The sequence below is a fragment of the Nitrospira sp. Nam74 genome, from assembly GCF_965152615.1.
Genome location: NZ_OZ224220.1, coordinates 1,416,493 through 1,430,673 on the forward strand (window position 1 = coordinate 1,416,493; position 14,181 = coordinate 1,430,673).

The 14,181-nt window shown below is 57.1% G+C and carries 12 protein-coding genes and 2 tRNA genes; 13 read left to right on the top strand and 1 reads right to left on the bottom strand.

The window, feature by feature from the left end:
- Positions 1–6 precede the first annotated feature (6 nt).
- Positions 7–1,899 carry a penicillin-binding protein activator gene (locus ACWHYZ_RS06875; protein ID WP_447986540.1) on the bottom strand — a complete coding sequence of 631 codons (1,893 nt, stop codon included), beginning with the start codon at positions 1,897–1,899 and terminating at the stop codon, positions 7–9.
- Between the two features lie 270 nt (positions 1,900–2,169).
- On the opposite strand from ACWHYZ_RS06875, the gene xerD reads away from it, so the two are divergent.
- The 13 genes from xerD (at position 2,170) to mtnP (ending at position 14,181) form a co-directional block, all read left to right on the top strand.
- The gene (gene xerD / locus ACWHYZ_RS06880) at positions 2,170–3,141 is read left to right on the top strand and encodes a site-specific tyrosine recombinase XerD (RefSeq protein WP_447986541.1); all 972 of its coding nucleotides are present in this window, start codon (positions 2,170–2,172) and stop codon (positions 3,139–3,141) included.
- An 85-nt stretch (positions 3,142–3,226) separates the two neighbouring features.
- Positions 3,227–3,302 (top strand) — tRNA-Val (locus ACWHYZ_RS06885).
- Positions 3,303–3,394: 92 nt separating this feature from the next.
- Positions 3,395–3,472: transfer RNA gene (locus ACWHYZ_RS06890), tRNA-Asp, on the top strand.
- 75 nt (positions 3,473–3,547) lie between these two features.
- Entirely contained in the window at positions 3,548–4,252 is a 705-nt protein-coding gene (locus tag ACWHYZ_RS06895; protein ID WP_447986542.1) for a MotA/TolQ/ExbB proton channel family protein, read from the top strand.
- Positions 4,249–4,701, top strand: a complete 453-nt coding sequence (locus ACWHYZ_RS06900) for an ExbD/TolR family protein (protein ID WP_447986543.1) — start codon at positions 4,249–4,251, stop codon at positions 4,699–4,701. The genes ACWHYZ_RS06895 and ACWHYZ_RS06900 overlap by 4 nt, the downstream gene beginning before the upstream one ends.
- Positions 4,702–5,886 carry a TonB family protein gene (locus ACWHYZ_RS06905; protein ID WP_447986544.1) on the top strand — a complete coding sequence of 395 codons (1,185 nt, stop codon included), beginning with the start codon at positions 4,702–4,704 and terminating at the stop codon, positions 5,884–5,886.
- Positions 5,887–5,890: 4 nt separating this feature from the next.
- The gene (gene tolB / locus ACWHYZ_RS06910) at positions 5,891–7,204 is read left to right on the top strand and encodes a Tol-Pal system beta propeller repeat protein TolB (RefSeq protein ID WP_447986545.1); all 1,314 of its coding nucleotides are present in this window, start codon (positions 5,891–5,893) and stop codon (positions 7,202–7,204) included.
- A 62-nt stretch (positions 7,205–7,266) separates the two neighbouring features.
- Positions 7,267–8,022, top strand: coding sequence for an OmpA family protein (locus tag ACWHYZ_RS06915; protein WP_447986546.1), 756 nt, complete (start codon positions 7,267–7,269; stop codon positions 8,020–8,022).
- Between the two features lie 45 nt (positions 8,023–8,067).
- Positions 8,068–9,525 carry a tol-pal system protein YbgF gene (ybgF, locus tag ACWHYZ_RS06920; protein ID WP_447987531.1) on the top strand — a complete coding sequence of 486 codons (1,458 nt, stop codon included), beginning with the start codon at positions 8,068–8,070 and terminating at the stop codon, positions 9,523–9,525.
- A 15-nt stretch (positions 9,526–9,540) separates the two neighbouring features.
- On the top strand, positions 9,541–10,350 hold the full coding sequence (gene ybgF, locus ACWHYZ_RS06925) for a tol-pal system protein YbgF (protein WP_447986547.1): 810 nt from the start codon (positions 9,541–9,543) through the stop codon (positions 10,348–10,350).
- A 123-nt stretch (positions 10,351–10,473) separates the two neighbouring features.
- Positions 10,474–12,258: a DNA mismatch repair endonuclease MutL gene (mutL, locus tag ACWHYZ_RS06930; protein WP_447986548.1), complete on the top strand. Its 1,785-nt coding sequence runs from the start codon at positions 10,474–10,476 to the stop codon at positions 12,256–12,258.
- A 7-nt stretch (positions 12,259–12,265) separates the two neighbouring features.
- Positions 12,266–13,273 carry a tRNA (adenosine(37)-N6)-dimethylallyltransferase MiaA gene (miaA, locus tag ACWHYZ_RS06935; protein WP_447986549.1) on the top strand — a complete coding sequence of 336 codons (1,008 nt, stop codon included), beginning with the start codon at positions 12,266–12,268 and terminating at the stop codon, positions 13,271–13,273.
- An 8-nt stretch (positions 13,274–13,281) separates the two neighbouring features.
- Entirely contained in the window at positions 13,282–14,181 is a 900-nt protein-coding gene (gene mtnP, locus ACWHYZ_RS06940) for an S-methyl-5'-thioadenosine phosphorylase (protein WP_447986550.1), read from the top strand.

Genomic DNA, 14,181 nt, shown 5'->3' on the forward strand with positions numbered 1-14,181 from the left:
TGCGCCTTAGTTCAATTGTACCAACCGGCCGTTCTTCACGTGAATCACATACAGGCGTCGGTCGAGCGCGCCGCTGGCGGTAAAGGAGGCCGGGCCCGTCAATGTCGGAAACTCATGCATCTCCACGAGCTGATCGCGCACGGCTCGTCCCGTCGTGGCCCCTTTGCGGATCGCTTCGATCACAATGCGCATAGCATCGTAGGCTTGCGCGGCAAACGGAGACGGATCGGCTTGATATTTCCGCCGGTAACGATCCACAAACTCGCGTATGTTTTGATCGGGGCTGTCGACGAAAAACGCATCCACAAACGTGCTGCCGTCGATCGATCGATCCGCGAGCTTCGTGAGACTAGGAGAGTTCCATGTGTTGGTGCCGAGAAGCGGTACTTTCACATCGTAAAACGCCAACTGCGGGGCAATCATGGCGATCTGATGAAAGTCCCCCGGCAGAAACACGGCATCAAACCCTGGCGTATACAGAATACGCACGATGTTTCTGCCGTTCTTCACCGTCTTCACCGTTTCAGTCTGACCGTATTTCTTTAAGTCGGCTTCCTTCAGCCGTCGGATGGGTTGGCTAAAGTCTGCTTCGGTTTCCTTGTATGATTCCATCGCGATCAGTTCGCCGCCGCGCTGTTTGACTTCATTGCCGAACAGAGCGGCCAACTCGTGTCCATAGGGCGTATCGGGATATAAGATGCAAAAGCGGCGGTGACCTGCCTGGCCGATGGCATAGTCCGCGAGTCGCCGTGCTTGTAGTGGCTGCGTCATGGCGGTGCTGAAGAGGTAGGCCCCCAGATGCCGGACATCCGAGACATTGGCGGATGGTGTGACAAACGGTGTGGTGGTTTGATCGGCCAGTGCGGCAACCAAGGGCAGATCCCTGGAGAGCAATGGTCCGATAACGGCCAAGGGATGTCGTTCGTTCAGCAGATCGCCCAATTCCATCCGCAAGGCCATTTTGTCCGTTTCGCTATCAATGACCTGCAATCCGACGCCATTGATTCCGAGATGGTCCCGCGCTTTGTCGACGGCAATCTGGATGCCGTTAAGGGCTTCCGTTCCAAAAGCCTGCAGTTTTCCGGACAGCGGCAGAACCGCCGCGATGATATGCTGGCTTGCTTGAAGCTTATGTTGAAAGGCACGCAGCATATCGGTCGCGACCGGCCCATAGTCGTGATTGGGAAATCGAGCGAGGAACACGCGGATGTTGCGTTCGGCAAGATAGTCTTCTCCCTGGGCGTTCTGCATCTCGATTAAGCGGATCAAGGCCAGATCGCCGGGAAACTCGGCGGGATAGGTTTCGCGAAGTCGCATGAGCGCCTTCTTATCCATCTTTTCAAAAATCAAATCCTTGATCCGTTCACGGCTTTCGCGTCGCTGTTCGAGGGGTGCCAGGGACATCTCTTCAATCCAGGCTTGGATCGCACGCGGGATATCGGCCTTCTGTGTATGCAGCTCGGCGACCATGCGTAGTGCCTGGCGTCTGGTCTCCGGGTCCTCCACTGAACTTTTCGCGTCTGTTAGCGCGGAGAGTGCTGCATCTGATTTGCCGAGCGCTAATTGGGCTGCGCCGATCATGAGTTTGGCGCGTCCGGCGAGGGTGGAGGCAGGAAACTCGGCGAGAAGCTGATTCAGATACGTCAGGGCTTCTTCATGCTCCTTCTTCCCGATGAGTGCGGCGGCTAACAGTAGATAGGCGTCATCGATATCGTCTTGCTTCGGAGACGAGGCGAGGAACCGTTTCAACGTCGCGATCGCCGCGCCTTCCTGGTGGGTCTCAATCAGATTTTTTGCATGCTCCAGTGTCGGACGCGGTGTTCCGCCGGACGATTTGGCCCGTTCGGTGCCGGCCGCGACGGGCTCTGCCATCGAGAGATCTTGGGTAAGCACGTTCATGGGCACGACAAGAAGGGTCACGATGAGCAGGCGAGCGAACAAGGCTGAGAATGGATGTCGATCAGCCCATTCCTCGTGAGATGAGCCGTTGGACGAGCGGGAATGAGCAACGCAACCGACCATGAAGCTGTCACTATAGGAGAGGGTGCTTTGTGCTGTCAACGTTGTGCGGTATGGATCCATCGGTCACACAGCTTAGCACTTCATGCTATAGTTTGCCTGCTCGTCACAGGCGACAGATTGATTCAGTTTTCTACTCGTTAGATTCTTATGTCCGTGCACTCCTCAGAAATTCTGCCGATGGAGCCGCTCATCGATCGCTATCTGACTGACGTGCGTATCGAGCGTGGTCTTGCTCGCAATACGGTTGAGGCGTATCGGCGGGATCTGCATACGTTGCAAACGTACATGGTCGGGCGGCGCTTTCAGCATCCATCTGAATTGACACGTGAGGCGCTGCGGGCATTCTTGCAGTATCTGACCCGAATGAAATTATCGCCGGCTTCAATTGCCCGCAGCCTTGCGACCCTTCGCGGGTTTTGCCGTTTTCTCGCGAAGGAACGGGTGATTGCGGAGAATCCAATTCTGCTGATCGAGTCGCCTCGTCAATGGATGCGCCTTCCCAAGACGCTGACGCAAGACGAAGTGACGGCCCTGCTTGAGCACCGCAAAATGACCACGCCGGAGGATATTCGCGACACGGCGATGTTGGAGCTGCTGTACGCGACGGGTTTGCGCGTCTCCGAACTGGTGAATCTTGAGTTATCCCATCTGAACCTTTCTGTCGGCTATGTGCTGGCGACAGGGAAAGGCGCGAAGCAACGGATCGTGCCAATCGGTGATGCGGCCAGGCGCACCATCGAGGCGTATCTTAATGGGGCGCGGCAGGCCTTGATCAAACGTCGAGAGTCCCCATACTTGTTCGTGACAAGGCGCGGGAAGAACATGACCAGACAGGCATTCTGGAATCTGCTTCGCAGTCGAGCGCGACAAGCTCAGATTGTGAAGCCCATTTCACCTCACATGCTGCGACATTCCTTTGCCACCCATCTGTTGGAGCATGGAGCCGATCTGCGATCGGTCCAAACCATGTTGGGTCACCGTAAAATCTCAACGACACAGATTTATACGCATGTCGAGTATGCGCGATTGAAGCGCCTTCACGTCGATTTTTTTCCGAGGAAAACGCGCCGCACCAAATCTGTTTTAGGCATTCCGGCTCAAGAGGCCGGGCGAAGCTGACGGTCACTTCGAACCGTATCAAACCGTTGACAAGGGGTATGGGACTTGATACTATCCGCAAACGCTCAGCAATGTTACGGATTTTGGGCGGATAGCTCAGTTGGGAGAGCGCTGCCCTTACAAGGCAGAGGTCACAGGTTCAATCCCTGTTCCGCCTACCAGGCGAGCACATTCGATACTGTACTCCCGAACATATTGTTGCTCTAAGATACAATACACATACTGCCGGGTTAGTCTTGCCATTCTTTACGGGGGGGCCGTCGTTCAGCCTGGTTAGGACGCCAGATTGTCAATCTGGAAGTCGCGGGTTCAAATCCCGTCGGCCCCGCCATTTTCCTTCAAGGTTTGTGTCATTGTCGATGATGGGTTTAGCGTCTATACGACAGGAGGGCTGCGCGAACCGCATATGATGTTCCAAGCCGGTCCGATGGGGCTTGTCGGTTCACTTGGAGCCGTCTCGAAAGTCGTCCTCCTCGCCCTCTTTCTTTTCTCTGTGATCTCCTGGGCCATCATTCTCTACAAGTGGCGCGCATTCCGCGCCAGTGAGCGTGAGGACCGGCGATTTTTGCAGGCCTACGCCCGCACGCAAGAGAAAGAGGACCTGCGGCGTCATGCCAAACGTCTGATCGCCAGTCCAAGTGCGGCGGTGTTTCTTGGTGTGATGGAGCGAGTGGCGCCCGAACGAGAGGGTATCCCGGCTGCTGCCTTATCGCCGGTCGAGCTCGATGTCCCAGACCGTCAATATCTGGATCGGGTCGTGACGCATATCATGCAGGATCAGCTCTCACGGCAAGAGGCGTACCTTCCATTTTTGGCGACGACTGGAAATATCACGCCGTTCATCGGGCTATTAGGCACGGTGTTGGGAATCATTGACTCCTTTCGGGAGATCGGCAAGCAAGGCACCGCCAGCATTGCGGCGGTCGCGCCGGGGGTCTCGGAAGCGCTGGTTGCCACGGCGGCGGGGCTCTTTACGGCCATTCCCGCCGTGATTGCGTATAATTATTATCTAGCTCGTATTCGAAAGACCGCGTTCCGCGTTGAAGCATTCAGCATTGAACTGCTGAATATCGTAGTGGCGCGGTTGAAGCAGGTCGGGATCCGCGGATGATTTTTGAAAGCCGTCACCGACGCTTTCTGGCCGAGATCAATATCATTCCGCTGGTCGATGTGGTCTTGGTTTTGCTGGTCATCTTTATGGTGACGGCGCCGATGCTGTACCGTGGGATGGACATCAATCTGCCAACCTCTTCAAGCAATACCATCAAGCCCGAAGAACGCATTGTGCTTACCGTCGAGCGCGATCAAAAAGTCTATCTGGACAAAGAAATGGTTCCGTTGGGGCTCTTGGAGTCCAAGCTCCGGGCGGCCAAACAGCGGAATGCCGAGGTGTCCGTGTACCTACGTGCCGACCGCGACGTGGCGTATGGAACCGTCGTGCAGGTCATGGATGGGGTCAAACGGGCGGGCATTGAAAAGTTAGGCATGGTCACGGATCCTCCGGCGGGAGGGCGGGAGCGTGTCGTCGACGAATCCGGGAAGCAGGACAAGGGGCATTGAATGTCGGCTGGAACCTATCCTCAGATGGCGTTGAGCCCGGTCGGCGGCGATTTTTCACCCGGTCGGCATATGAAGATCATGGTCGGACTCTCCCTGGTTCTGCACCTGGTCTTGATTCTCCTCATCGCCGGTTTGCGATTGCCCGGCAAAACGGAGCGCCCGCTTGCCGCGTACCAGGTGTCTCTCGTCTCCACGCCGACTCCAAGCGTGGATCCAAAGCCTGTCTCACCACCCGCCGAGCCGGAACCTCCGAAGGCGATAGACCCACCCGTGGCCCGGCCCACCCAACCGGTGGTGAAGCAAATGGCTCCGTCGCCTCCGCCTCCGCCCCCGCCACAGCCGGTGCGGTTGGCCCCGACGCCGCATGTACGTGCACCTGAACCAATTCCAATGAAACCGATGTCCGTACCGCCTGCCCCAAAGGTCCGACAAGAAGCGCCATCGCCGGCGCCTGTGCCAGCTCCGGTTGTGCGCCAGAGCGAAGCCAAGCCTGTTCCGGTCCCAGTGCCGCCTCCCCCTCGCCCGGTGTTGAATCGCGACGTGCTGCGCGGGATTGCATTGCCGACCGAAGTGCCGAAATTGGGCGAGGTGAATCCGATCCCGGCGGGAACGCCCAAAGAAACCCGCTCGCAGACTCAGACAGATGTTCAGAAAATGTTGAGCAACCTGTCCGTACCGGAATCGACGCCCACTGCGACCGAACAGACAACGCCGCAACCCGCACGGGTCAGTCCCCCGCGCGCGTCTATGAGTGAGGAAGTGAATCGCCTACTGGAGCAACCCCCCGTAAAGGTCGAACCCTCGAGACCTGCTCCCGCTGCCGAGTCCCGAGTGGCGTCAAAGCCTTCTACGTTGCGCACACCGGTGACGACGCTTCAGGCCTCGGGCGTGGCCGCGGGAAACCCATACCTGGCACTGATTCAACGAAGGATTAGTGAGCACTGGACGGCGCCTCAAGTCGGCATGACCGGCGAACACTTTCAAGTGATGGTGAAATTCCGCTTGGACAAAACCGGTCAGGTCAGCGGGCTCGTTATCGAGCGCACGTCCGGTAATGAGTATTATGATCTCGCCGCTAGGCGGGCCGTGTTGGCAGCCAGCCCGTTGCCGTCGTTTCCTCCGGAGATAACGCAATCTTATTTCGATGCTCATTTTAGCTTCGCCATTGGCGAGCCCGTGAGTTGACACCATGCGATTCTTTCTTTTCGGCACATACGTTCTCGTCATGGCCGGTCTGGTCGGGATTCTGCAGTCCGGGGCGGAAGATGTGTTTATGGAAGCGACGCGTCCCGACTTTCAAAAAATCCCGATCGGTGTGTTCGGGTTCCGCAACGGCAGCAACCACGACACCAGTGGAGAAAAAGCCGCCGATGTTCTTCGCGCCGATCTCCGTCGTTCGCAGATTTTTTCGGTCGCCGACCTTCCCAAGTTGGGCATCAAGTTAAACGGCAAGTGGGAAAAGGATGCCGTGGATAAGCGCTTAGCTCAGCATGCGTCCGAGCAAGGCATCTCGGTCCTGGTGTGGGGAAAAGTCTCGACCAAGGAAGCGGATGTCTTGCTGGACGGCTACGTCTATGACGGCGGAAGCGGGGATGTCGTCGCGGACCGACGCTACATCGGTTCCTCATCGGTGCTCAGGCAAATGACGCATCGACTGGCGGATGAGCTGGTCTTTCGTTACACCGGGGAGCAAGGCATCGCGAGAACGAAGATTGCCTTCGTGTCGGAACAAAATGGCGGGCGTGAACTCTATGTCATGGATTATGACGGCTATGGTCCCCGGCAAGTGACGGCCGATGGATTTTTAAACTTGATGCCGAGATGGTCCCGAGACCGGCGCTTCCTGATCTTTACGTCCTATCAAGAGCGAACCAAGCAGCACATTGATATGGTCGAAGTAGCGACCGGGAAGCGATGGACGCTCATTGCCCTTCCGGGTTTGAATATTACGCCCGCCTTGTCCCCTGACGGCAACTCGCTGGCATTTGCAACGAGTCAGGACGGCAATTCCGAAATCTATAAGATGGATACGAATACGAAAGCGTTCCAACGGCTCACATTCCATGCGTCCGGAGATCTGTCTCCTTCGTGGTCTCCGACGGGCCGAGAGATCGTGTTCACGTCGGATCGTGGAGGAGGGCCGCAACTCTATGTCATGAGTGCTGACGGGTCAAACGTGCGGCGTTTGACGTATGAGGGCGATTATAATGCCGCGCCCGCCTGGTCTCCGCGGGGCAATTGGATCGCACACGTCTGCCGCACGGAAGAGCGTCAATACAAGCTGTGTCTCGTCAGCCCTGACGGCCAAAAACGCCTGCGGCTCACGTCGGGCCATGGGGTCGATGACTCTCCCTCGTGGTCGCCGGATGGGCGTCATTTGGTCTTCAGCTCCACCGGCGAAGGCAAGAGCCATATTTACATGATTAATAGCGATGGAACTGATCTGGAACGACTGACGTCGGGAGGCATCGCTCATACCTCTCCCTCGTGGTCGCCGATGTAAGCCTGATGAATATGCCTGTGAATGGTCTGACCGGATATCACCATAACAACAAGGAGAGTCGCATGCGTACACTACAGCTCACCTCTTGCGTGGCCTTACTACTGGGAGGTCTGCTCCTGGGGGCGACGGGCTGCTCCAAGTCGATTCAGGCCAATTCGGGCTCGAAATCGTTTGAGCCCGGTGCGAAAAAGAACGTGGCCTCGGCCCCGGCGAAGCCGTCTAGCAGCAAACAGCCGTCTCCCGCTCCGACCCCTGCCACTTCGGAACCCGAATCACTGGTGTCCGAGCCTCCGATGGTCTCCGAGCCCCCCACGCCAATCCCGTCTCTGTCCACGCTTGATCCAGGTCCACCTCCGCTCAACGCTAAACGGTCAGATGAAGAGCGCATTCCAGGGGAAATGTTAGTCGCCAAGACGGAGCCCTCCGATACGAGCCGGCGGCAAGTCGAAGAGATTCAACGTGAGAATCTAGCGACAGCCGCCTCCGGGCTCGAAGATGTGTTTTTTGGATTTGATAGTTGGCAAATCAGCAATGAAGGCAAGCAGACGTTGATGCTCGATGCCGAATGGATCAAGGCCAACCCTCGTCAGAATGTCACTATCGAAGGGCATTGCGATGAACGGGGTACCCTGGCGTACAACCTTGTCCTCGGCGAGAAGCGCGCCAAGTCGGTGCAAAAGTACCTGGTCGAGCTAGGCATCGATCCGAATCGGCTCACGGTGGTGTCCTATGGAAAGGAGCGCCCGTTCTGCAAGGATCGTGAAGAGGGTTGCTATCAGAAGAATCGCCGTGGTCACATTGCAGTCCGCGTCCAATAGGTTAACATCCAGGTTCACTGGAGTCAGGAGGAACCGGTGCGTGACATGAACAGCCATCTCCGTGAACCGTCCGTGGCCTCTGCGGGCGGTGTCGTCATCTGCGGGCTCGTGTCGCTGCTGCTATCCGGCTGTCTGGCGCAGCAGGCGGAGCTGAAAGACGTTGAACGGAATCTGGGCACCAAAATCACGAAGCTCGATCAGCGTGATAAAGAGTTGCAGCAGACCGTTAAGCAGGCGAAGGTGGATATCGACAAGCTGGTGAGCGAGACTCGTGCACGCTTGAGCCAAGAAATCTCCACGTTGCGGGAAGAAGAACTGCCGGCTCTCCGTGGCGGACTCGACAAGGATTCGCATCAAATGGCGACGTTGCGCAGTCGACTGGATGACTTGGAGCATCAGTTGACGAAACGAGCCGCCGCAATTGAGAAGACTCAAGGCGATCAGGCGGCGGCTGCCAAAACGGATCGGGATCGCTTGCATGACGACGTCAGTAAACTGACCGGGCGTATTGACGCCATGAACGGAACCGTAGCGAGTGTAACGAAAAAGTTGGGCGAAAAACTCGATGAGCAGGATAAGGGCTTATCGACGTACGAGACGAAGGCTCAACAGTTGGAGTCACAGAATCGCGCACTCACGGAACAAATGGCGCAATACAAGCAGGCTCTGGCGGACTATAAGAAAGTGCTCACGACGTTGGGTGAGAAGCTGGTCCACGAAGAGCAGCGAACGACGGAGTTGTCGAATAAAGTCGCCGGCCGCACCGATCAATTGGCGTCGAAGGTGGATAATGATACGAAGGCGACCACGACATATCTCAATGATGTCAATAGGAGCGTCGGATCCGTGGCCAAAGCGGTCGAGACCATGAACGCCCAATTGGTGCCGCGAATCGAAGAGCAGGATCGGCGACTGGACGATCTGACAAAGCTCATTCAAGCCATGGATGCGCAGCACGCGGCGACCAACCAGGCTATTATGCAGCTTCAATTGGCTCGCGAGCAGGCTCCGACAAAGATCTCGGAAGATTCTGCTCAAGCTTCACAGCCGGCCGTGCGGGAGCAAGCTCCTCCGCCTCCAGTCGTCGCACACGCGTCCCGCGACACGTCCCTCCATACCGGTCAAGCTCGGGAATCGTATGATCGCTATATCACGACATTCAAACAAGGCAACCTCGACGCAGCGATGCATGGATTTTCTCAGTTTCTGACCGAGTATCCGACATCCGACTTGGCTGCGAATGCGCAGTACTGGCTCGGCGAGTGTTATTACGGCAAGAAGGACTACGCGCGAGCCATCGAAGCCTTCGATCGCGTAAAAGTCGACTATCCCGGCAGCGAAAAAGTACCGTCTGCCCTTCTTAAAAAAGGATTCGCGTACCTGGCGCTGAAAGACAGAAATCGCGCGTCTTCGGTCTGGAGGCAGGTGGTCGATGGTTATCCCAATAGCCCCGAAGCAGGCAAGGCATTGGAAAAGCTGGCGCAACTCAAGCAGATACGCTGAAGGGAAGAAGAGGGCATGGATGTTCTATCGATGAATGGAGTGAAGTCTCTGCGCGCGACCATAGGTGGAAGCGGGCTGCTGGTTATCATGCTCATGACCGGTTGCGCGAAGCACGCCGACTTTGTCGATCTCCGAGAAGAAGTCACGAATCTCTCGAGGGCCCAGGAGCAGACGCAGAAGCGCCAGGAGGCATTGCAACGCCGTCTGGAAACGGGGAAGCCTATACCGCTTGATGAGGCTTCGAAAGGACACGATACGTCGGCTCAACGCATTCAGCAACTGACAAGTCGATTGGCGGACTTTGAAAGTCGTCTGTCTCGGCTGGAAGATGGACAGGCAACCGTATCGGGTAAGCTGGACGAATCGCGTTCATCCATGTCTTCGACGCCTACGCGTTCCTCAGAACCGCAAGAGTTCACTGCCCCGCAGTCCTTGGCCGGCACCCCGGGGATTTCACCGACCTCCGCCTTCAACCTGGCGTATAACGATTATCTCAATGGCCGATACGACCTTGCCGTGACAGGCTTTCAACGGTTCCTAAAAGACTTCCCTTCCACTTCGCTGGCACCCAACGCGTACTATTGGATGGGTGAATCGTACTTCAGCCTGAAAGATTATCCGCATGCTGCGCAGGCGTTCCAAAAAGTCGTGAATGACCATCCACGCAGTGAAAAGGTGGCGCCGGCATTATTTAAGATGGGTGTGGTCACTGCAGAGGCGGGCGATTTGCCCAAAGCGCGCGGCTATTTGAGGAAGGTCATTGAAGATTATTCGACATCCGATGAAGCCAAATTAGCGAAGAACAAACTCGCTGAGATCCGATGAAGCGGACATCGTACAGATACGGGATTGCCCTGGTCCTCGCCCTATGTCTGCCCATCTCTCGGGGACTCTTGTGAACCCAACCTGTTCTCTCCATCGTTGCGCCCCAACCATATGAGCGTTGACGTGCGTCTTGGAAAAATTCACGTATTGCCCGGTGAACTTGCGAGCCGTATTGCGGCCGGGGAAGTCATCGAGCGGCCGGCTGCTGTCGTCAAAGAGTTGGTCGACAACAGCCTCGATGCCGAGAGCAGGCGGATTGTCGTGGAGGTCGTGGACGGCGGACGCCGGCTCATCAAAGTGACCGACGATGGAGAGGGGATCTGCGCGGCCGACGTCCCTCTGGCGTTTCAACGCCATGCGACGAGCAAATTGCAAGACGACACCGACCTCTGCTCCATCGCGACCTTGGGCTTTCGCGGTGAAGCGCTTCCAAGTATCGCGTCGATTGCGAAGATTCGTCTGGTCACGGGGACCCGGGACGAACCGGTTGGCACATTGTTGATCATGGAGGGCTCGGAGGTCGTGAAATGCGAGGAAGCCGCATCGCCTCACGGCACGCAGATTGAGATCGGCGATCTTTTTTTCAATACTCCGGCCAGAAAGAAATTCTTAAAGACTACAGGAACCGAGTTCTCTCATATCTGCCAAGTCGTGCAGCAGGCCGCGTTGGCCTGGCCAGCGGTCCATTTCCGGCTGGTTCATAACGGTCAGCAGGTGTGTGACTACCCCGCTGCCGAGACGCCGCGGAATCGCATTCTCCAGGTCTATGGCGAAGCTGTGTCGGCTCAGATGGTGCTGGTGCAAGGCGAACTCTCAGGTCTTCGCGTACACGGGATGGCCATCGGAGCGACGAGTGCGCGGACGAGCCGTTCGCCCCAGGAATTGTTCGTTAACCGACGGCCGGTGAAAAATGCGACGGTCTCCCATGCAATCTATGAGGGCTATGGCGTCTCGCTGCCCAAGGGCCATCATCCGCTGTTCGTCTTGTTTCTTGAGGTTGATCCCGCTCGAGTGGATGTGAACGTTCATCCAACAAAACGCGAAGTCCGTTTTGCCGACTCGGATCTCGTCCATCGAGCCGTCCAACGAGCCGTTCGGTCCGCAGTCGGATCCACCATATCAGATGGCGCCTTTGCAGAAGTTCCCTCCGTGCTCCCAGGAAATCCCGCCGGAATCGACGTGCGTATGTTGACCGACGGCGGGCATGGGCAACGACAATTTGAGCCCGCGTCTTCAAGGGGTTCAGAGTTCCCCGCCAAGGAGACGGAGGAGCGAGCCCGGATGTCGGCACAGAGTGTTGGGGAGACGACATCTTCCTATCTGGTGCAACGGGCCAGCGAGGTGCTTCCTTTCGGGCAGATCCGACAGACGTTTCTGGTGGCGCAGGTCGGGAGCGAACTGCATGTCATCGATCAGCACACGGCGCATGAGCGGGTCCTCTTTGAACGTCTCTCGCGCGCATGTTCCGAGCAGGCCATTACGCAGCAGCCCTTATTGATTCCAGAGCCGGTCACGGTGCCGCTCCACCAGGCGATGCAACTGGAGCAGTTCCTGCCTGATTTCGAGAAGCTCGGTCTTGCTATTGAACCGTTCGGGTCCGGAACGTTTCTGATTCGGGCCGTTCCCGCTCTATTAGGTCGCATGGACGGTGCGGCGTTGGTGCACGGTCTTTTGGAGGATTTCAATGAATGGAGCTCGATGGCGTCCTTCGAGCAACGTCTGCGGCCGATCCTCGCTACCATGGCGTGCCATAGCGCTGTCCGAGCCGGGCGGTCCATGACGCTGCCTGAGATCAAGATCCTAATCGAAGATTGGGTCGCTGAAGGCGTCCCGACAACATGTCCGCATGGACGCCGAATTGCGTTGCGGTTGCCGGCGGAGGAATTGGAAAAGATTTTTAATCGCTAGCCCGCCTATGAACGTTGATCGTAAACCACTCGTCGTCGTCGTCGGCCCTACGGCGGTGGGGAAAAGCCGGATGGTCATCCCCTTGGCTCAAGCGCTGAGGACGGAAATTCTGACTGCGGATTCTCGCCAAGTATATCGCGGCATGGATATTGGCATGGACAAGCCGCCGGTGGAGCAGCGTGGCGGCGTCCCTCATCGGCTGATCGACCTGGTTGAACCCGATCAGCCCTTTAACGTTGGCGAATATCGTCGCCTGGCCATGGCAGAGATCGCGCGGCTGCATCAGGAAGGACGAGTTCCTTTGATGGTCGGCGGGACAGGGCTCTATGTGCGGACGATCGTCCGTGGGTTGTGGGACGGCCCCCCGCCTGACTGGGAGTATCGCCATCGTCTGGCGGATCTGGCCCGCGCACAAGGGCCGGAGGCACTGTATCGACAACTGACCCAAGTCGATCCTGACTTAGCGGCGCGGCTTCATCCGCGCGATGAGATTAAAATTATCCGCGGATTGGAGGCGTACCATGTCACAGGGCGACGGTTATCAGATCTTCATCGCGAGCATGGGTTTGCCGAAAGGCCCTTTTCGACGCTCTTAATCGGCCTGACCAGGGACCGGCAGGAATTGTATCGGCGTATCGACGCCCGCGTGGACGAACAGTTAGCGAATGGATTAGTTGAGGAAACGAGACGGCTATTGGCTCAAGGGTACGATCGCCGCTTGAGCTCGATGAAGGGGTTAGGCTATCGGCAAATCGCCGGCTATCTCGACGGCGACTACCCCTATGACGAGGCGGTCCGTCTTCTCAAGCGGGATACGCGTCATTTTGCGAAGCGTCAGTTTACCTGGTTTCGAAAAGAACCGGGCATCGTTTGGGTCGAGATCGAAGAGCGCGACTCCACTCAGGTCGTCATGGCGCGTCTGATCACTATGGTGCGACGTTTTTTAGCGGATCCGAGTGACCTTTCCTGGGTAACGTCTGCCCATCAACCCGAGGCCCTCATGGCGGGAGCGTAGGAGGAACATTGGCACGTACAGCGGGTACGCCACAGGCAGAGATCGGCATCATCGGAGGCAGTGGACTGTACGAGATGGTCGGGATGGAGCGCGTCCGGGAGTATCGCCTGACGACTCCCTTCGGGCGTCCATCCGATGCGCTGCTCCTTGGAATGCTTGACGGCGTCCGGGTGGCCTTTTTGGCTCGGCATGGTCGAGGCCATCGTCTCAATCCGAGCGAAATCAACTACCGGGCGAATATCTATGCGCTTAAATCCGTCGGTGCGAGCCGGATCGTTTCGGTCAGCGCCGTCGGTAGCATGAAAGAGACCGTTGAGCCAGGTCATCTGCTCTTCCCCGATCAGTTTATCGATGTGACCAAGCAGCGGGTGTCCACATTCTTTCGCGACGGCATCGTGGCTCATGTGGCGTTCGGCGATCCGGTCTGTCCGGATATTAAGCGGGCACTTGTTCAAGCCGCGCGTGCCGTAAGGGCGACGTGCCATGAAGGCGGGACGTATCTCTGTATTGAAGGTCCACAGTTTTCCACCAAAGCCGAGTCGCGGCTCTATCGGCAATGGGGCGTTGATGTCATCGGGATGACGAATATGCCGGAAGCGAAATTGGCTCGTGAAGCGGAAATGTGTTATGCCACGATGGCCTTAGCAACCGACTATGATTGTTGGCACGAGAGTGAAGAGTCCGTGAGTGTCGAGATGATCCTGGCGACGCTCCATAAAAATGTGGAGCTTGCCAAGCGGGTCCTCCGCGAGGTGCTCTCCATCGCGCAGGAGCCGCGGGACTGCATGTGCGGCGCGGCCATGCAACATGCCATTGTGACGGCCCCGGACATGATTCCCAAAGCGACGCGTACAAAACTAGATCTGCTCATCGGGCGTTATTTGCCGAAGAAAAAGGGAGGCCGCTGA